The 18,471-nt window shown below is 71.6% G+C and carries 14 protein-coding genes; 4 read left to right on the top strand and 10 right to left on the bottom strand.

Translation table 11 applies throughout. The annotated features are described in order from the left end of the window. Positions 1-18 precede the first annotated feature (18 nt). Positions 19-630, bottom strand: a complete 612-nt coding sequence (locus HS041_RS25315; protein ID WP_196443293.1) for an FMN-dependent NADH-azoreductase — start codon at positions 628-630, stop codon at positions 19-21. A 123-nt stretch (positions 631-753) separates the two neighbouring features. Here HS041_RS25315 and polX point away from each other — a divergent pair, with 123 nt between their 5' ends. From polX to HS041_RS25300, 3 genes are all read left to right on the top strand, one after another. Further along, positions 754-2,442, top strand: coding sequence for a DNA polymerase/3'-5' exonuclease PolX (polX, locus tag HS041_RS25310; RefSeq protein ID WP_196443292.1), 1,689 nt, complete (start codon positions 754-756; stop codon positions 2,440-2,442). Between the two features lie 79 nt (positions 2,443-2,521). Further along, a complete protein-coding gene (locus tag HS041_RS25305) occupies positions 2,522-3,634 on the top strand; it encodes a sulfite oxidase (RefSeq protein ID WP_196443291.1) in 1,113 nt (370 codons plus the stop codon). Between the two features lie 233 nt (positions 3,635-3,867). Next, complete coding sequence (locus tag HS041_RS25300) at positions 3,868-5,400, top strand: WS/DGAT/MGAT family O-acyltransferase (protein ID WP_196443290.1); 1,533 nt, start codon at positions 3,868-3,870, stop codon at positions 5,398-5,400. Here HS041_RS25300 and HS041_RS25295 read toward each other — a convergent pair. After that, positions 5,337-6,374, bottom strand: a complete 1,038-nt coding sequence (locus tag HS041_RS25295) for an alpha/beta hydrolase (protein ID WP_196443289.1) — start codon at positions 6,372-6,374, stop codon at positions 5,337-5,339. The genes HS041_RS25300 and HS041_RS25295 overlap by 64 nt on opposite strands. A gap of 102 nt (positions 6,375-6,476) precedes the next feature. On the opposite strand from HS041_RS25295, the gene HS041_RS25290 reads away from it, so the two are divergent. Next, positions 6,477-7,400, top strand: a complete 924-nt coding sequence (locus HS041_RS25290) for an aldo/keto reductase (protein WP_196443288.1) — start codon at positions 6,477-6,479, stop codon at positions 7,398-7,400. A 143-nt stretch (positions 7,401-7,543) separates the two neighbouring features. Here HS041_RS25290 and HS041_RS25285 read toward each other — a convergent pair whose 3' ends face one another. From HS041_RS25285 to HS041_RS25250, 8 genes are all read right to left on the bottom strand, one after another. Then, the gene (locus HS041_RS25285; RefSeq protein ID WP_196443287.1) at positions 7,544-10,498 is read right to left on the bottom strand and encodes an ATP-binding protein; all 2,955 of its coding nucleotides are present in this window, start codon (positions 10,496-10,498) and stop codon (positions 7,544-7,546) included. Between the two features lie 209 nt (positions 10,499-10,707). Next, a complete protein-coding gene (locus tag HS041_RS25280; RefSeq protein WP_196443286.1) occupies positions 10,708-12,318 on the bottom strand; it encodes a monocarboxylic acid transporter in 1,611 nt (536 codons plus the stop codon). Continuing rightward, the gene (locus HS041_RS25275; protein ID WP_196443285.1) at positions 12,315-12,644 is read right to left on the bottom strand and encodes a DUF485 domain-containing protein; all 330 of its coding nucleotides are present in this window, start codon (positions 12,642-12,644) and stop codon (positions 12,315-12,317) included. The genes HS041_RS25280 and HS041_RS25275 overlap by 4 nt, the downstream gene beginning before the upstream one ends. Positions 12,645-12,934: 290 nt before the next feature. After that, the gene (locus HS041_RS25270) at positions 12,935-14,434 is read right to left on the bottom strand and encodes a sodium/solute symporter (RefSeq protein ID WP_196443284.1); all 1,500 of its coding nucleotides are present in this window, start codon (positions 14,432-14,434) and stop codon (positions 12,935-12,937) included. Between the two features lie 49 nt (positions 14,435-14,483). Next, positions 14,484-14,909: a hypothetical protein gene (locus tag HS041_RS25265; protein ID WP_196443283.1), complete on the bottom strand. Its 426-nt coding sequence runs from the start codon at positions 14,907-14,909 to the stop codon at positions 14,484-14,486. Next, complete coding sequence (locus HS041_RS25260) at positions 14,906-15,667, bottom strand: LytR/AlgR family response regulator transcription factor (protein ID WP_196443282.1); 762 nt, start codon at positions 15,665-15,667, stop codon at positions 14,906-14,908. Before HS041_RS25260 ends, HS041_RS25265 begins: the two co-directional genes overlap by 4 nt. A 55-nt stretch (positions 15,668-15,722) precedes the next feature. Further along, on the bottom strand, positions 15,723-17,018 hold the full coding sequence (locus tag HS041_RS25255) for an MFS transporter (RefSeq protein ID WP_196443281.1): 1,296 nt from the start codon (positions 17,016-17,018) through the stop codon (positions 15,723-15,725). Between the two features lie 218 nt (positions 17,019-17,236). Next, complete coding sequence (locus tag HS041_RS25250; RefSeq protein ID WP_196443280.1) at positions 17,237-18,433, bottom strand: sensor histidine kinase; 1,197 nt, start codon at positions 18,431-18,433, stop codon at positions 17,237-17,239. Positions 18,434-18,471 lie beyond the last annotated feature (38 nt).

The following is an 18,471-nucleotide window of genomic DNA, read 5'->3' as shown; positions in this document are numbered from 1 at the left end:
GGGCCAAGAGGCTTCGGTTCAGAACGCGGCGGCGACCTCGCGGGCACGGGCCAGAGCCCGCTTGCGCTCCAGGTCGGCGTCGCCGGTCAGCGTCGGGTGGTAGCGGATGTCGGCGAGGTCGGTGACCCCGGCCCAGCGCAGCCAGCCGTCGAAGAAGGGCGCCTGGAAGTCCTCGCCGAACCCCGGGGGCAGGCCGGGGGCCCAGACCGAGCTGGTGTAGACGACGGCGGCCTTCTTGCCCGTCAGCAGCGGGATGTAGCCGGTCTCCAGGTCGACGCCGAAGACCATGCCGGGCTGGCTCACCACGTCGATGAACTGCTTGAGGACGTAGGGCACGCCCGAGTTCCACATCGGGACGGTGAACAGGTAGCGGTCGTATGCGTTGAAGCGCTCGAACGTCCTGACCGCCGCGGCCCAGGCGTCCCCCTCGGGCAGGCCCCCGCCGAAGACGGCCATCTTGGCGGCCGTCGCCTCCGGGCCGAAGGCGGGCAGCGTGCCGTCCCACAGGTCGAAGTGGCCGATCTCGGCCCCGGGATTGGCGCGGCGGTAGACGTCGAGGAACTCTGCGGCGATGGCCAGCGACACCGACTCGGGGCCGCGCGGCGAGGCCGAGATGTGAAGCAGTCTCATGGGTCGTCCTCCCGAACAACAAATCGGACCGTGGTCCGTTTCCTGTGCGGAAATATACGGACCTCAGTCCGCTTGGTCAAGGGCGGCCCGGGAAACGTCGGTGCGATCTTCTAGGCTGGGCCCATGGCGAGAGCGAATGACGATGTGGCCGCAGCCCTCGACGAATACGCCGAGCTGTTCGCGATGACGGGCGGCGACGCCTTCCGGGTGCGCAGCTACCAGAAGGCCGCCAAGGCGATCTCGGGCTTCCCCGACGACATCGCGACCGTGCCGGTGCGCAGCGTGCCCGGGGTCGGCGAGGCGATCGCCAAGAAGGTCGAGGAATACCTCCTGCGGGGAAGCTTCCGCCAGCTCGACGAACTGCGCGGGAAGGTCCCCGAAGGGGTGCGGAGGCTGACCCGGGTTCCCTCCCTCGGCCCGAAGAAGGCCGTCCTCCTCTTCCAGGAGCTGGGCATCGACTCCCCCGAGGCCCTGGCGGAGGCGATCGGGCAGGGGCGGCTCAAGGGCGTCAAGGGCTTCGGCGCCAAGACCGAGGAGAACCTCCTGCGGGGCATCGAGCAGATGGAGCGGGCCAGCACCAGGGTGCACACCGGCGTGGCGATGGACCTGGCCGAGCGCGTCATCGCCTCCCTGGAGGACGGGGCCGAACGCATCGCCTACGCCGGCTCGCTGCGCCGGATGAAGGACACGATCGGTGACATCGACATCCTCGCCGTCGCCCCCGAGAGCCTGATGGACGACTTCAAGGCCCAGCCGTATGTCGCGGAGGTCGTCGCCTCGGGGGAGAAGAAGACCTCGATCCGCACCCACCAGGGCATCCAGGTGGACCTGCGGCTGGTCCCGGCCGAGTCGTGGGGCGCCGGGCTGCAGTACTTCACCGGCTCCCAGGCGCACAACGTCCACCTGCGCGAGATCGTCGTCAAGAAGGGCTGGAAGCTCTCCGAGTACGGCCTCTTCGACGGCGAGCGGGTGGTCGCGGCCTCCTCGGAGGAGGAGGTCTACCGGGCGCTCGGCATGGAATGGATCCCGCCGACGCTGCGCGAGGACGGCGGGGAGATCCCCGCCGCGCTGAAGGGCGAGCTGCCCGAGCTGGTCACCCTGGAGGACCTGAAGGGCGACCTGCACACCCACACCGACCTGACCGACGGCATCGCCTCGCTGGAGGAGATGGTCGCCGCCGCCCACGCGCTCGGCCACTCCTACTACGCGGTGACCGACCACGCCCCCGACCTGGCCATGCACCGGATGACGCTGGAGAAGATGCTGGAGCAGCGCGAGCAGATCCGCCGGCTTCAGGGTAAGTATCCCGGCATGCGGATTCTGCACGGCGCCGAGCTCAACATCGGCCCCGACGGCTCGGTCGACTGGCCGGCCGAGATCCTGGCCGGCTTCGACGTCTGCGTCGCCAGCGTGCACTCGCACTTCACCCAGTCGCGCGAGGAGATGACCCGCCGGTTCGTCACGGCGTGCGAGAACCCGCACGTGCACGTGATCGGCCACCCGACGACCCGCCTGATCGGCCGGCGCTCCCCGGTGGACGCCGACTGGGACGAGGTCTTCCGCGCCGCGGCCCGCACCGGCACCGCGATGGAGATCGACTCCTTCCCCGACCGCTCCGACCTCCCGGCCGACCTGGTACGGCTGGCGCGCCACCACGGCGTGAAGTTCTCCATCGACAGCGACGCCCACGCCGTGCCCCACCTGGGCAACCGGCGCTTCGGCATCGGCATCGCCCAGCGCGCCTGGCTGACCCCGGAGGATGTGATCAACGCCTGGCCGCTGGAGCGGCTGCGCGGTTTCCTGAACGGCTGAGGCCGCGCCGCCACCCGCTCCCTCCGGTTTACATGCATTCCTAGTAGGAAATAGGTGTTACTGGAAGGAGTGGTGCAGCATGCCGTACGGGACCCTGATCTGCCGGACCGCGACCGGGATCGTCAAACCGCTGCCGCCGGAGCTGTTCACCGTGCACGGCGGCTGCGCCGAGATGCGCTGGGAGGCGATGCGCGGGGCCGGCTACCACGTGCCCGCCGACCGGTTCTTCGTGCGCAACCACACCTCGACCCCGATCATCGACGCGGCCGCCTGGCGGCTGGAGCTGCACGGCTCCGGGCTGGGCAACCCCCGCAGCTTCGGCTACGAGGACCTGCTCGCACTCCCGGCGGTCACCCGCGACGTGATGATCGAGTGCGCGGGCAACGGCCGGAGCCTCTTCGCCGACCAGCAGCACCAGCGGGTCTCCGGCACCCCGTGGCGGCTCGGCGCGGTCGGGGTGGCCCGCTGGCGCGGGGTGCCGCTGTCCACGGTCCTGGACCTGGCCGGGATCCTGCCCTCCGCCGTCGACGTGATGCCCCGGGGCCTCGACCCCCGCTACGTGTCCGACGGGGTCGACCACGGCCGGGTGCGGCGGCCCGTCCCGGTCGCCAAGGCCCTCGACGACGTGATCCTCGCCTACGAGATGAACGGCCGGCCGCTCCCTCCCGACCACGGCTATCCGGTCCGACTGGTCGTGCCCTCGTGGATCGGCCTGGCCTCGATCAAGTGGGTGGGCGACATCGAGGTCTCCGCCTCACCGCTGGCCTCCCCGTGGACCACGGCGTTCTACCGGATGTTCGGGGAGGACCATCCGCCGGAGGGCGGGCCGGTGCTGACCACCGGGGGCATCCGCAGCGCCTTCGAGCTGCCGTGGGGAGCCAGGCTGGCCGCCGGGCGCCCGCACGTGCTGCACGGGCGCTCCTGGTCGGCCGGCGGCCGCATCACCCGGGTCGAGGTGAGCGTCGACGCCGGCGCCACCTGGCACCGGGCCGAGCTGCGCGGCTCGCACGTCTGTCCGGCCTGGACCCGCTGGCACCTCTCCTGGAATCCCCGCACGACCGGCCCGCACGTCCTGATGGCCCGGGCGGCCGACGAGACCGGGACGGTCCAGCCGACGCGGACCCCGTACAACGAGCTGGGTTATCTCTTCGACGCGGTCGTGCGCCATCCCGTTACGGTCATACATTTCTAGCGAGAGCGTCTGCCGTACAGGAATATCACCTTCGCGGAGCCCGGAGAATGTTTTCGCTGTACGGCCTGCATGTCCTCTGATCAGGCAGGACGAATTACCACAATTGATGTCTACATCTCCATATTTCATCTGAAATACTCCTCCGGTCGCACCCGGGAAACGTGGAGGAAACGAACCGGGGCGATGATGCCAGGATTCGCTCCCGTATTCTTTCCCACCGGAGGCTCACCACGATGCGCCAGCTGACCTCGCTCGACGCGCAGTTCCTGCACGCCGAATCGGCGACGACCGCGGCTCACGTCGCCGGCGTCGCGGTTCTGGACCCGGCCTGCGCGCCCACGGGCGCGGTCACGCGGGACGCCCTGATCGGGCTGCTGCGCGAGCGGTTGCACCTGGCCCCGGCCCTGACCCTGCGCCTGGCCGACGTGCCCTTCGGCCTCGACCACCCCTACTGGACCGAGGACCCGTCCTTCGACGTCGCCGACCACGTGTACGAGACGACCCTGCCGATGCCCGGCGACGAGGCCCAGCTCGCCGAGGCGGTCGCCCGGATCCACGGGCGGCGGCTGGACCGGAGCCGCCCCCTGTGGGAGATGCACCTGATCCAGGGGCTGACCGGCGGCCGGGCCGCCCTCTACGCCAAGGTCCACCACTGCGCCGTCGACGGGATCTCGGGCGCCGAGACCTTGGCCGCGCTGCTCGACCTCACCCCCGAGCCCCGTACGGTCGAGCCGCCCGCCGGGCACCTACCGACCGTCGCCCCCGGGCTCGCCCGGATGCTCGCCGGAGCCGCCGTCCGATCCCTCACCCACCCGTTGCGCGTGCTGCGCTCCCTCGGCCGGAGCGTGGGCGACCTCGACGCGATCCCGGTCGCCGCCGGGCTGCCGGGGGCCCGCCTGGTGGCCGCCGCGACCCGGACGCTCACCGGGAGCCCGCGGAGCCTGCCGGCGCTGCCCTCGCTGTCGGCCCCGCGCACCCCCTTCAACGGCCCGATCAGCGCGCAGCGGCTCTTCTCCTACGGCTCGCTCCCGCTGGCCGACGTCAGGCGGGTGGCCAAGGCCTCGGGGAGCAGCGTCAACGACGTGGTCATGGCGCTGTGCGCCGCGGCGCTGCGCTCCTGGCTGCGCGAGCACGACGCCCTGCCGGACCGGCCGCTGATCGCCGCGGTCCCGGTCGCGGTCCGTACGGCGAGTGCCCGGGAAGTGGTCGGCAACCAGATATCCGCCATGATCACCCCGATTCCGACCCACGTCGCCTGCCCCCTGGAACGGCTGCGGGCCGCGGGCGAGGCGATGCGCACCGCCAAGCGGCGCTTCGCCCGCTCCCCCGCGACCTGGCCGAACGAGCTCTCCTCGATGATGCCGGCGGCCGTGACGGCGATGACGACCTCCGCGCTCTTCCGGCTGGCCTCGATCGCGCCGCCCCCGGTCAACCTGATCATCTCCAACGTGCCGGGGCCGCAGTTCCCGCTGTACCTGTGCGGGGCCCGGGTGCTCTCCTACTACCCCATGTCGGTGCTGACCGACGTGAGCGGCGGGGTCAACATCACCTGTTTCTCCTACAACGGTTCGCTCGACTTCGGCATCGTCTCCTGCCCGGAGCGGGTGGAGGACGCCTGGCGGCTGATGGGACACCTGCAGGAGGCGATGGACGAGCTGGTGGAGCTGGCCGGCCCGCGCCCCGCGCCGCGCGGCGCGGGCGCTCAGGCGGCCCCCACCGACCCCAGCAGCATCGGCAGCGCCCGGCGCAGCTCCCTGTTCCAGTAGGTCATGTTGTGGCGTCCGTCGTAGAAGTGGGTCTCGACCGGGATGCCGAGCTCCTTCAGCCGGCCGGCGAAGGCGGTCGCCGCCTTGTGGGCGAGCTCCTCGGTGATGTCGCCGAAGAGCTCGCCCCGCCGCTTGCGCCCGTCGCCCGCCGCCACGTAGAGGCGGACGTCGCGGAGCTTGGCGGCCTGGTCGTAGGGGTTGTGCTCGCGCCAGACCTCCCGGTCGCCGTGCGGGTCGCCCCAGATGCGCTTCCAGTCGGTGCCGAAGCAGCCCGCGGTCGTGCCGAGCATGACGGCGATGTCCACTCCGGGCAGCAGGGTGTGCACGGCGCCGCTGAAGGAGGCCGCCGCCTTGAACTTCCCGGTCGCGGCGTAGAGCATCGCCCCCTGGCCGCCCATGGAGTATCCGGCGATCGCCCGCTCCCCGCTCGCCGCGTAGCGGGCCTCCAGCAGCGGCAGCAGCTCCTTCAGGTGGTAGGTCGCCCAGCGGGGCGGACCGCCGTCGCCGCCGTTGTACCAGTCGGAGTAGCTGCCGCACTTGCCGCCGTCGGGCATCACCACGATCACCGGTGCGTCCTCGGTCAGCTCCTCCACGTCCGACCTCGACCAGGCCCGGTAGTCGTCGAGACCGCCGTGGAGCAGCCAGAGCGCGGGCCATGTCCTGCCCGAGTCCGCCGACCAGCCCTTGGGCAGCAGCAGCCGCACCGTGGTGCGGTCGCCGAGGGCGGCCGAGCGCAGGGTCAGCTCCAGCCGGCGCTCGCCGAACCGCCGTTCCCCGACCACCTCGACGCCGTCGGGGAGCTCGGGCGTCCGGGTCTCGCGGGGCTGCTCGGAGGCGGGGGGCCGGTCGGGATCGGCGACCGGGTGGCGCTGGTTGGTGATCAGTGCGATGGTGGCGGCCACCACCAGGACGAACAGCCCTGCCGCGACCACGGCACCGACGAGGAATCCGCGTAGCCGTGAACCGGGCGCCATGCGAGCCTCCGACCGTCTTATTGACGCGGCACATAATAACGCCCCGCCGATCTCGGTGGATGCCCCGAAAGTGAGCGACTATCCCCCAATAGAGTGATGTCCATGAGCCTTTCTGAGCTGAACCTCTTCCCGCTCTGCCTGGGCGGCAATGTCTTCGGCTGGACCGCCGACCGCGAGGCTTCCTTCGCGGTCCTGGACGCCTACGCGGAGGCCGGGGGCAACTTCGTCGACACCGCCGACTCCTACTCCCACTGGATCCCCGGACACGTGGGCGGGGAGTCGGAGACCGTCGTCGGCGAGTGGATGGCCTCCCGCCGCAACCGCGACCAGATCATGGTGGCGACCAAGGTGGGCATGCTACCGGACCGCGCGGGGCTCTCCGCGGCGAACATCCGCGCGGCCGTGGAGGACTCGCTCCGGCGGCTGGGAACCGACCACATCGACCTGTACTGGGCGCACATCGACGACGCCGAGGTCCCGCTGGAGGAGACCCTCGGCGCGTTCGACGCACTCGTCCGCGAGGGCAAGATCCGAAACATCGGCGCCTCCAACTACGAGGCCGCCCGGCTGGCCGAGGCGCTGGAGATCTCCGAGCGCGAGGGCCTGGCCCGCTACGGGGTGGTGCAGCAGCAGTACAACCTGGTGGAGCGCGGCTACGAGGGGGCCCTGCGGGACGTGGTGGCCGGCGCCGGACTGACCAGCACGCCGTACTACGGACTGGCCCGCGGGTTCCTGACCGGCAAGTACCGGCCCGGCGTGGACGTGGACAGCCCGCGCGCGGGCAAGGCGTCGGCGTACCTCGCGACCGAGCGCGGGCCCCGGATCCTGGACGCCCTGGACAAGGTCGCCGCCGCCCACGGCGCCGTCCCGGCCACGATCGCGCTGGCCTGGCTCGCAGCCCAGCCCACCGTGGCCGCGCCGATCGCCAGCGCCCGCAACGTCGAGCAGCTCCGGCCGCTGCTGGCGGTCGCCGAGGTGGAGCTGACCGAGGACGAGCTCGCGCTGCTGGAGGAGGCCTCCCGCTGACCGGGGCCGCACGACCGGCTCCGTGAGCGCGGGCCCGGTGCGTGTCCGGTCGGGCAGGCGCGCACCGGGACTCCGGCGAACCTCAGGAGAGAGCCTGGTGGCGGAGCGGGGCGCGGAGGTCCCCGGGCCGCCGGAGCGTCGGTTCAGGGCGGACCAGGCGGATCAGGGTCAGGCGGATCAGGGTCAGGCGGGTCAGGCGGGTCAGGCGGCAGGCGCACGGTGAAGACGGTGCCGCCTCCTTCGCGGGGATGGGCGGTGACGGTGCCGCCGTGCGCGGTGACGATCGAGCGGGTGATGGCCAGTCCCAGGCCGGTTCCCTTGATCCCGGCCTCCTTGGCGGTGGAGGCGCGGAAGAACCGGCAGAACAGCTGATCGTACTGCTCTGCGGGGATGCCGATGCCGGTGTCGGCCACGGTGAACGTCACCTCGCCGGAGTCGTCGCGGGCGGCGGTGACGGCGACCGCCCCGCCCTCCGGCGTGTACTTGATCGCGTTGGACAGCAGGTTGTCCAGCACCTGGCGCAACCGCAGCGGGTCGGCACGCACCGGCAGCCGGTCGGGCACGTCGGCGGTGACGGTGATCTCCTTGGCTCTGGCGGCGGGGCGGTGGTCGTCGACGGCCTGGCGCAGCAGCCGGTTCAGGTGGACCGGCCGCAGATCGATGGCGACGTAACCGGCGTCCAGGCGCGCCAGATCGAGCAGGTCGTCGACCAGGCGCTGCAGGTGGGCGCTCTTACGGTCGATCGCGGAGGCGAACGTCTGCTGGGTGTCGGTCAGATCCGGATCGTCCAGGAGCATCTCGGTGTAACCGCAGATGGAGCTGATGGGGTTGCGCAACTCGTGGGTGACCAGGGCCATCAGCTCGTCCTTCATCCGGTCCAGCTCTCGCAGCCGGCGCACCTGGCGCCGTTCCTGGGCGAGCAGATGCTCACGCTCGTCGGCCAGGCGGTGGCGTTCGCTCACGTCGGTGGAGACGCCGTCGACCAGCAGCCGCCCGCCCTCCTCGCGCGACATGCCCCGCGTCCAGATCCAGCGGGTGACCCCGTCCACGCCGATGAGGCGGTATTCGACCTCGGCCCGCTCCCCGCCGAGGACCGCGGAGCGGAAGTCGGAGACGCGCCGGAGGTCGTCGGGGTGGATCCGGCGCATGACGAAGTCGCCCACGTCGACGCCCTCGGGCAATGGCCCGCCGAGCAGCCTGGCGATGTTCGAGTTGACCTGCAGCACGCGGGACGAGCCGTCGGGGTCGGCCTCTATGCTCCACACGTCGTCGTTGAGCTGGGCGACGATCCGCTCCAACCGGCGACGGTTGGACTCCAGGGCCGAGGAGAGCTCCTCGGCCCGGCGACGCTCCATGTGGCGGCCCACGTGCGCGCAGACACCGTCCAGCAGGGCGACCAGCTCATCGTCCTCCTGCTGGAGGACGTCGGTGAAGAAGACCAGCACGCCCAGAACCTCGCCGCCGCTGCGCACCGGCAGGGCGACGGCCGTGCGCAGCCCGGCCCGCCGCGCCTGCCTGATGCGGAAGAAGTCGCTCCGGTCACTCGACGGATCACAGATCCACAGCTCACGGCCATCGGCCCACACCGTCCCCGGCAGGCCCTGACCGCGGCCGAGCGTGGTCGGCGGACCCTCGACACAGATCTGCGGCTCCCTGTCCGGCGCACTCCAGGAGCCGACGAGGGTGATGGTCTCCTGTCCGGGGTCGACCTGCCAGTATTCGCCGCAGCACCAGCCCAGGGCGCCGGTGACCGCGGAGATCACCCCCTCGGCGGCCTCCTCTGCGCTTCCGGCCTCGGCCAGCGCCTCGACCACGGATTGCTGGGCGGTGCGCAGCACCTCGTTGCGGTGCTGGCGGGTGATGTCCTGCGTCGTCGCCACCGCCCCCAGGCGATGCCCGTCGGAGGTGTCGATCGGCCGGGCGTTGACCAGGAGGCGGAAGAAGCCGGCCTCAGGCAGGTGGACGACCACGTGCTCGCCGGTGACGTGCTCGCCTGCGAGCGCGCGCATTATCGGCATCTGGTCGAGTGCCAGCGGGGTCCGCCCGTCGGGGGCGAACAGCCGGTACTCCTTGAGGACGTCCTTCACGTGCAGGCTGGAAACGTGGAAAGGGCCGTGGCGCAGTTCCCTGTTGAACGTCATCTGGCCCTCGTCGTCGCAGGCCGCGATCCCCACGTCCAGGCTGTCGATCAGTGCTGCGAGGAACGTCTTCTCCCGTTCCAGCCGGTGCTGCATCTCCCGTTCCGCCTCCTGGCGGCGGCCGATGTCGCGCAGCACCGCATGGCACGCCGCCCCCTCGGGTCCGGAGGAGACCTGGACGAGCAGCTCGGCGGGGAACTCCCGCCCGGACCGATCGGCGGCGAGCAGCTCCAGCCGCCGTGCGGTCTGTTCCTCTCCGGCCTCCCTCAGGACGCGGCGCAGGTCCCGTTCCCAGTCCCGCCTCGACTGCCGAGGACCGGCCAGCTCGGCGACCGACCGCCCCACCGCCTCCTCCGCCGACCAGCCGAGCAGCCTCTCGGCGGCGGCGTTCCACCCCGTCACCGCGCCGGCTCCGTCGAGGGAGAAGAACGCCTCCGGGACGCGGTCGCGCATCGCCTGGTCGTCGGCCCGGGTCAGCCGCAGCGCGATCTCCGCTTCCACCATGGAGGCCAGATCCTCCAGCGTGCTCAGTTGCTCCCGGTCCCACGGCCGGGGCCCGGCGTCGATCACGCACAGCACGCCCAGCACCTGGCCCGTGCCGGTGCGCACCGGCACGCCGGCGTAGGCCGTCGGCTTCCTCCCGGAGGCGGCGTCGGCCTCGCCCCAGCGGCCGTCGGCGCGCGCGTCCTCCACCACCAGCGGCGCCGCGGTGTCCACGACGTGGCGGCACATCGACCGCGCCAGGGGGCTTCCTCCGGTCCGCTCCCGGCCGCCGGGCCCGGACTGGCTGACCACCACCTGCCGGCCCCGGTCGACCAGCGACACCCGGGCGACCGGGACGCCCAGCAGCCGCCTCGCCAGTGCGGTCACCCGATCCAGCAGCGGCACCTCGTCGGCGTCCAGCAACCCGATGGCGCGCGCCACCCGCCCGGCGTCCCGCACGTGATCAGTCGTCACCACGCCTCTCATCTCCCCCGAGACGAGCTGTACCCGGTTCGACCAGGCCTAACAGCCGCATTGCACACCCTGGCGCGCCGGGCACGGGGCCGGACGACGGACGACCGCGCGCCCGGCCCCATGCCGGACGCGCGGTCGCCTGCCGCTGCCGGAGTCCGCCGATCACGGCTCCGGACCGGCCTCCTGCCCGGTGGAACGGGCTTCAGCGCCCCTCAGTGCTCGGCGGCCTTCTCCGCCCCGACGCCGGTGAGGGCGCGGACCTCGATCTCGGCGTACTTGGACGCGTTGTACTCCTTGCTGAGCCTGGTGCCGATCCACCCGGCCAGGAAGCCGATCGGGATGGAGACCAGACCAGGGTTGCTCAGCGGGAACCAGGCGAAGTCCGCGTCGGGGAACAGCGAGGTGGCGCTGCCCGACACGACCGGCGAGAAGACCACCAGGAGAAGTGCGGAGACCAGGCCGCCGTAGATGGCCGAGACCGCACCCGAGGTGTTGAAGTCCTTCCAGAACAGGCTGTAGAGGATCGCCGGCAGATTGCCCGAGGCCGCCACCGCGAAGGCCAGCGCGACCAGGAAGGCCACGTTCTGCCCCTGGGCCAGGATGCCGAGTCCGATGGCCACCGCGCCGATGACGAAGGCGGAGATCCGGGCGACCACGACCTCCTCCTTGTCGGTGACGTTGCCGCGCTTGAACACGTGGGCGTACAGGTCGTGGGCGAAGGACGAGCTGGAGGCCAGCGTCAGGCCGGCGACCACCGCCAGGATGGTGGCGAACGCGACCGCCGCGATGACGGCCAGCAGGATCGTGCCGCCCACCTCGCCGAAGATCAGCCGTCCGATCTCCTGGGCGAGCATCGGCGCCGCGATGTTGCCCGCCTTGTCCTGCGCCACGATCGTCCCGGTGCCGACCACCGCCGCCGCGCCGAAGCCCAGCACGAGGGTGAGCAGGTAGAAGCTGCCGATGATGCCGATGCCCCACAGAACCGACTTGCGGGCGTCCTTGGCGGTGGGCACGGTGTAGAAGCGGATCAGGATGTGCGGCAGGCCCGCGGTGCCGAGCACCAGGGCCAGGCCCAGGCTGATCAGGTCGAGCTTGCCCGCCAGGCCCTGCGCCTCGGTACCGTACTTCAGCCCCGGCTTCAGGAACGCCTCGCCCTTGCCGCTCTGCGCGGCCGCGTCGCCCAGCAGGCCGGAGAGGTTGAAGCCGTACTTGCCCAGGACCAGCAGCGTGACCAGGGTCGCACCGCCCATGAGCAGCACGGCCTTGACGATCTGCACCCAGGTGGTGCCCTTCATGCCGCCGACGACCACGTAGACGATCATCAGGATGCCGACGCCGACGATCGTCAGCGCCTTGCCGGTCGGCGAGGTGACGCCCAGCAGCAGACCGACCAGCGCGCCGGCCCCGACCATCTGGGCCAGCAGGTAGAAGATCGACACGGTGATGGTGGAGACGCCCGCCGCGGTGCGGACCGGGCGCGGGCTCATCCGGAAGGCCAGCACGTCGGCCATCGTGAACTTGCCGGAGTTGCGCATCAGCTCCGCGACCAGCAGCAGCGCCACGAGCCAGGCGACGAGGAAGCCGATCGAGTAGAGGAAGCCGTCGTAGCCGGACAGGGCGATGATGCCGGCGATGCCGAGGAAGCTCGCCGCCGACATGTAGTCGCCGCCGATCGCCAGGCCGTTCTGCGCACCGCTGAAGGACCGGCCGCCGGCGTAGTAGTCGGCGGCCGTCTTGGTCTGGCGGCTGGCCCAGAAGGTGATGCCCAGCGTCGCGGCGACGAAGAGCAGGAACAGGATGGTCGACAGGGTCTGGGAGCTCATTCGGTCCGCCCCTCGATCTCGTGGCGGATCTCGTCGGCGATCGGGTCGATCTTCTTCTCCATGTGCCGGGAGTAGGCCCAGGCGATGCCGAACGTGGAGACGAACTGCAGGAAGCCGAAGATCAGGGCGACGTTGATGTTGCCCAGCACCTTGATGCCCATGAAGTCACGTGCCCAGCCGGACAACACCACATAGAGCAGGTACCACACGAGGAAGGCCGCGGTCATCGGGAACGTCCAGGCGCGGAAGCGGCGCTTCAGCTCCTGGAACCGTTCACTGGCCTGCACCTGTTCGTAGACAGATGAATCATGTTGTCTGGCGGTCACGAGACCTCCCGCGAATGTGATCTGGATCACGAACAAGGTAGGAGGGGACGCTACCCTCCGAGGAGGCCCCCAGGCGGACTCTTCGCCCAGCCGCCGCCAGGCAGCGTTCAGTTGGGTACGGCTTGCGATGAAAGGTCCTTCCGGCGCGACGAGCGGTCGGCCGCATCCGCTCACACGCGACGGGCGGTCGCCGTGCCAGGGGGCGAGCGGAGCGCCGGAAGAGCGGCCGGAGCCTTCGAATTCCGCCGTCGGACGCCCTGGCGAGAGCCCGGCATGCCGGATCGGATCCCTCAGGTGTGGCGGGGCCGCCAGTCTCCGCGGTTCACGTTCAGCGTCTCGGGGGTGTGCAGGCGCACCATCGTGCGGGCGACGCCCGGCGGGATGCGACCGGGGGTGAGCAGCGAGACGACCACCATGACCGTGAAGGAGACCGGCACCGTCCAGGCCGCGGGCTGGGCCAGCAGGGCGCCGGTCAGGCCGGTGTGCGGGCCTCCGGCGATCGTCGCCAGGACCGCGCCGCAGGCCAGCCCTCCGCCGGTGAGCAGCCCGGCCATCGCCCCGGCGGAGGTCAGCCGCCGCCACCAGATGCCCAGCACCAGCAGCGGGCAGAACGACGAGGCCGCCACCGCGAAGGCCAGGCCGACCACGTCGGCCACCGGCAGCGAGCGGGCCGAGACGGCCAGGCCCAGAGGCACGATCACCGCCAGCACCGCCGCCGTCCGGAACGAGCGCACCCCGCCCTTGAGGATGTCCTGCCCGATCACGCCCGCCACCGAGACGGTCAGCCCCGAGGAGGTGGACAGGAACGCGGCGAACGCCCCGGCCGTCACCAGCGCGGTCAGCAGGTCCCCCGCCATCCCTCCGACCAGCCGGCCGGGCAGGGTGAGCACCACCGTGTCGCTCCTGTCCAGCCCCGGGGTGTAGATCCGGCCCAGCGCACCGTACACGGCGGGCAGCAGGTAGAACGCGCCGAGCAGCGAGAGCACCACCAGGGTGGTACGGCGGGCGGCCCGGCCGTCCGGGTTGGTGTAGAAGCGGACCAGCACGTGCGGCAGGCCCATCGTGCCCAGGAACGTCGCCAGGATCAGCGAGTAGGTCGAGTAGACGCCGTACTCCCGGTCGCCGGCCAGGGGCAGCGCCCAGGTGGCCGCGTCGTGCGCGCTCAGCCCCGGCGACCCGTCCGCCCGCCAGGCCATCAGCAGGAACACCGCCGGCACGGCGAGCGCGGTGAGCTTGAGCCAGTACTGGAAGGCCTGCACGAACGTGATCGACCGCATGCCCCCGGACATCACGTTGACCGCGACCACCGCGGCCACCAGCAGCCCTCCGACCCAGACCGGCGCGCCGGTGACGGTCCGCAGGACCAGACCGGCGCTCTGGAACTGCGGCATCAGGTACAGCCAGCCGATCAGCACGACCAGCACGCTGGCCATCCGCCGCACGGCCATCGACTCCAGCCGCGCCTCGGCGAAGTCCGGCAGCGTGTAGGCGCCGGAGCGGCGCAGCGGCGCGGACACCAGGACGAGCAGCACCAGGTAGCCGCCGGTCCAGCCGACCGGCAGCCACAGCATGTCCGCGCCGTAGGCGAGGATCAGCCCCGCGATGCCGAGGAAGCTCGCCGCCGACAGGTACTCCCCGCCGATGGCGGAGGCGTTCCACAGCGGGGAGACGGTCCGGGAGGCGACGTAGAAGTCCGAGGTGGTCCGCGAGAGCCGGATGCCGAACGCCCCGATCAGCACCGCGGCCAGCACCACCAGCACGACCGCCGTCACCCCGTAGGCCGTGCTCATCCGGCCCGCCCCGCCCGCCGGCCCGCGGCCCGCGGCCCCCGTGGCGCGCTCACCGGTCGCGCTCCACCAGATCGGCGAAGTGGCGCTCGTTGCGTTCGGCCTGCCGTACGTAGAGCCAGGCGCCGAGCACGAAGGCCGGGTAGATCAGCCCGGCCAGCACCGCCCACGGGAGCGGGATCCCCAGCAGCCGGGTCTCGCGCAGTTCCGGCACGAGCAGGAACAGCAGGGGGAGCCCGCCGACCACGCAGCCGAGCACCGTGCAGACGAACAGGGCCAGCCGGAACTGGGTGCGGATCAGCGAGCGCATGTAGACCTCGCCCAGGCGGGTCTGCTCGTCGATCTCCCTGCTGACCGGGTAACGCGGGTGGCGGGCGGCCGTGGTGCGCGGGCTGGTCACCACCTCCCGGCGGGGCCGTTCCCCGTCCCTGCGCGTGCGCTCGCCCTCCCTGCGGGCCCGGTCGCGTTCCCTGCTCATTCCGCGCGTCCCTTGCGCGCCCGGCGGACCAGCAGGTCGCGCAGCTCCCGGGTGTGGCGGCGGCTGACCGGGATCTCGGCCTCGCCGATGCGGACCACGCAGCGTCCCGAGTCGATGTGCAGCTCGTCGATGTGCTTGACCGCGACCAGGTGGCTGCGGTGGACCCGGACGAACCCCGCCGAGGCCCAGCGCTCCTCCAGCGTCGCCAGCGAGATGCGGACCAGGTGGCTGCCTCCGGCGGTGTGCAGACGGGCGTAGTCGCCCTGCGCCTCGACGTAGCGGACCTCGGTGCTGGCCACGAACCGGGTCACGCCGCCGAGCTCGACCGGGATGGTCCCGGGGTCGGTACGGCTTCCGCCGTCGCCGTCCGGCAGCTCCGCCGAGACGCACACCCGCCGGATGGCCTCGGCCAGCCGTTCGGGCCGGACCGGCTTGAGCAGGTAGTCCTCGGCCTTGAGTTCGAAGGCGTCCACCGCGTGCTCCTCGTAGGCCGTCACGAAGACCACCTTCGGCGGGTTGGCGAACTGCGACAGCAGCCTACCGAGTACCACCCCGTCCAGACCGCGCATCCGGATGTCGAGGAAGACCGCGTCGACCGGCCGCCCGTCGGCGATCGCCCGGTCCAGGGCGCGCAGCGCGGCGGCCCCGTCCCTGGCCAGCGAGACCTCTCCGATACGGGGGTCGGCCCGCAGCAGGTAGGCCAGGTCCTCCAGGGCGGGAAGCTCGTCGTCCACCGCCAGGACACGCAGGCCGGTCACGCTCACTCCTCCGGGTTGTTCACTACGGAATCCCTAGAGGGTGATGAATCAGACATCAGGTGTCAACAGTATCCGGGCTGTTCAGCACGGTCAGCAGCTCCCGGTGGCGGTGCACCGTCAGCATGAGCGGGACCACGAGCACCAGCATGAGGCCTCCGCCGGACACCGCGAGGGCCCGCAGCCCGAACCTCTCGGCTATCAGGCCGCCCACCAGCGCGCCGATGGGCATCAAGGCCCAGAGCACCGTGCGGATCGCCCCGAGCACCCGGCCGAACAGGTGTGACGGGATCAGGGCCTGGCGGACCGACATGATCACGACGTTGGACACCACGGTCCCGAGGGCACCGACCGTGCAGGCGACCGCGAGCACCGGCGCGGAGGGGAACGCCCCGATGAGCACGAAGCAGATCGCGGGAACCCCCGTCCCCGCGGCCATGACCACCATTCTCGGCAGCCTGCGGGCCAGGGGCGCCGCGACCAGACCGCCGGTCACGCCGCCGGCCGCGGCGGCGAGCAGGAACCAGCCGAACGTGGCGGGCGGCAGGCCGAGCAGGTCCACCACGAACAGCACCAGCACCGCCATGACGGCGTTGAACGCCCCTGCCGCCAGCCCGACGATCAGGGTGATCCCGCGCAGCAGCTTGTGGTTCCAGAGCCAGCGGATGCCCTCGGCCATCTCCGCGCGCAGGTTCGCGGGCCGTTCGGTGTCCCGCTCGGCGCTGTAGTTTCCCGGCAGGAGGAGCAGGAGCACCGCGGCCAGCAGGAATCCCAGGGAGTTCGCCAGGAACGGCAGGGCGGCGGCGAGCACGAACAGCGCGCTGCCCAGCGGGGCGCCGAGGAAGCTGTCGGCGACGACGACCGCCGTCTGGGTCCGGCCGTTGGCCTTCTCCAACTGGTCGCGCCTGACCACCAGGGGCGTCATGGCGTTGACGGCGTTGTCGTAGAGCGTCTCGACCGCGCCCAGGGCGAAGGCCGCCGCATAGAGCATCCACAGGGCCGCCTGTCCGGTCACCACCGCCACCGCCAGCAGGCCGACCACCGCGGTCCTGACCAACTGGGCGACGATCATCGCCCGCCGCCGGTCCACCCGGTCCACCAGCGTCCCGCTGACGATCGCGAACAGCACCCAGGGCAGGAAGGTGAGCGATGACAGGGCCGCGACGAGCACGGGCTCGCGGGTGAGGCTCACCGCCAGCAGCGGCAGGGCGACCTTGCCGATGCCGTCCGCCAGGTTGGAGGCGGTGCTGGAGGAGAACAACAACCAGAACCGCCGTCCGAGCCCCTTCGCGACCGGGGGCAGAGGGTCCGGGTCGGTGGCGGGGTCCGGGGCGTCCGTGCGGCTGGTGCTCATGAACCCTCCGAGGCGGGGGCGGTTTCGGATGCGTGCGAGCAGATAGGCGATCTTGACATAACTTGTGCGATATCTCCACTACTACGTGACATCTCGGACGCAGGGAAGGAGAATTTCCGCGAAGGAGGAGGCCAGAGCGTGGATCCGGCACCCCACGGGACGCAGATGAAACGGACAGCACGGGCGGCGCAGACGGCACGCGGGCGGGTCGGCGCCTCTCAGCGGGCGGAGACGCCGGGGTGATACTTGGGCAGGCGGACGCTGACCTTCGTCCCGGCACCCCTGCCGGTCTCCACCACCAGACCGTACTCGTCGCCGTAGACCTGGCGCAGGCGCTCGTCCACGTTGGCCAGGCCCACTCCCCCGGTCCCTGAGCGCTCGTCGGCGTCGCCGGACAGGATGCGGCGGAGCCGGTCGGGCTCCATGCCGACCCCGTCGTCCTCGACGCTGATCCGGCACTCCGCCCCCGCGTCCTCGGCGACGATCGAGATCCGGCCGACACCGGGCTTGCTCTCCAGGCCGTGCCGTACCGCGTTCTCGACCAGCGGCTGCAGGCACAGGAACGGCACCGCCACCGGGAGCACCTCAGGCGCGATGCGCAGGGTGACCTGGAGCTGGTCGCCGAACCGGGCGCGCTCCAGGGTCAGGTAGCGGTCGATGGAGCGCAGCTCCTCGGCGAGCGTGGTGAACTCCCCGTGCCGCCGGAAGGAGTAGCGGGTGAAGTCGGCGAAGTCCAGCAGCAGCTCGCGGGAGCGGTCGGGGTCGGAGCGGACGAAGCTGGCGATCGTGGTCAGTGAGTTGTAGATGAAGTGCGGGGAGATCTGCGCCCGCAACGCCCGGACCTCGGCCTCCATCAGCCGCGTCCGGGAGCGGTCCAGCTCGGCCAGTTCCAGCTGGGAGTCGACCCAGCTGGCCACCTCGTGGGTGGCCCGGACCAGCCCGGCCGAGGCGTGCCCGCCGTAGGCGGCCAGCGAACCGACCACCCGGCCGTCGGTGGTCAGCGGCACCACGACCGCGAACCGGATGGGGCACTCCGGCAGCTCGCACGAGACGACCTCCGGGCCGAGGACCTGGGTGCGGCCGTCGGCCAGGGTCCTGGCCGCGTTGGCGAACGCCTCGTGGGCGTGGTGGTCGCCCTCGCCGTCGTAGACCAGCAGCCGCTGCTCGTCGGTGATGGCCAGCGCCGGGGAGCCGAGCAGCTCGCGCAGGTGCCGGGAGGCCTTCTGGCTGCCCGACTCGGTCAGCCCGGCCCGCAGCGGCGGCGCGGCGAGCGAGGCGGTGTGCAGGGTCTCGAACGTGGCCCGCTCGGCCGGGCTGCTGCCCAGCTCCTGCCGCCCGCGCAGCACCCGCCACAGCACCAGGGCCGGGATGCCTGCCAGTGCGACGACCAGCAACACGGCGACGACGGGTTCCACGTCCCGGACCCTACCGGCCGCGCCCGGCCCGGGCACGC

Origin of the sequence: Planomonospora sp. ID67723 (assembly GCF_015711605.1) — a bacterium.
In the GTDB taxonomy this organism is placed as follows: domain Bacteria; phylum Actinomycetota; class Actinomycetes; order Streptosporangiales; family Streptosporangiaceae; genus Planomonospora_A.
The sequence above is the reverse complement of the archived record's forward strand: the minus strand, read 5'-3'. Positions and strand labels throughout refer to the sequence as shown.

Excerpts from the sequence above, each read along its gene's own strand:
- HS041_RS25290 (WP_196443288.1), top strand. The coding sequence starts at position 6,477 with ATGAGCCTTTCTGAGCTGAACCTCTTCCCGCTCTGCCTGGGCGGCAAT.
- polX (WP_196443292.1), top strand. The coding sequence starts at position 754 with ATGGCGAGAGCGAATGACGATGTGGCCGCAGCCCTCGACGAATACGCC.
- HS041_RS25300 (WP_196443290.1), top strand. The coding sequence starts at position 3,868 with ATGCGCCAGCTGACCTCGCTCGACGCGCAGTTCCTGCACGCCGAATCG.
- HS041_RS25255 (WP_196443281.1), bottom strand. The coding sequence starts at position 17,018 with ATGAGCACCAGCCGCACGGACGCCCCGGACCCCGCCACCGACCCGGAC.
- HS041_RS25295 (WP_196443289.1), bottom strand. The coding sequence starts at position 6,374 with ATGGCGCCCGGTTCACGGCTACGCGGATTCCTCGTCGGTGCCGTGGTC.
- HS041_RS25315 (WP_196443293.1), bottom strand. The coding sequence starts at position 630 with ATGAGACTGCTTCACATCTCGGCCTCGCCGCGCGGCCCCGAGTCGGTG.
- HS041_RS25280 (WP_196443286.1), bottom strand. The coding sequence starts at position 12,318 with ATGAGCTCCCAGACCCTGTCGACCATCCTGTTCCTGCTCTTCGTCGCC.
- HS041_RS25305 (WP_196443291.1), top strand. The coding sequence starts at position 2,522 with ATGCCGTACGGGACCCTGATCTGCCGGACCGCGACCGGGATCGTCAAA.
- HS041_RS25265 (WP_196443283.1), bottom strand. The coding sequence starts at position 14,909 with ATGAGCAGGGAACGCGACCGGGCCCGCAGGGAGGGCGAGCGCACGCGC.
- HS041_RS25270 (WP_196443284.1), bottom strand. The coding sequence starts at position 14,434 with ATGAGCACGGCCTACGGGGTGACGGCGGTCGTGCTGGTGGTGCTGGCC.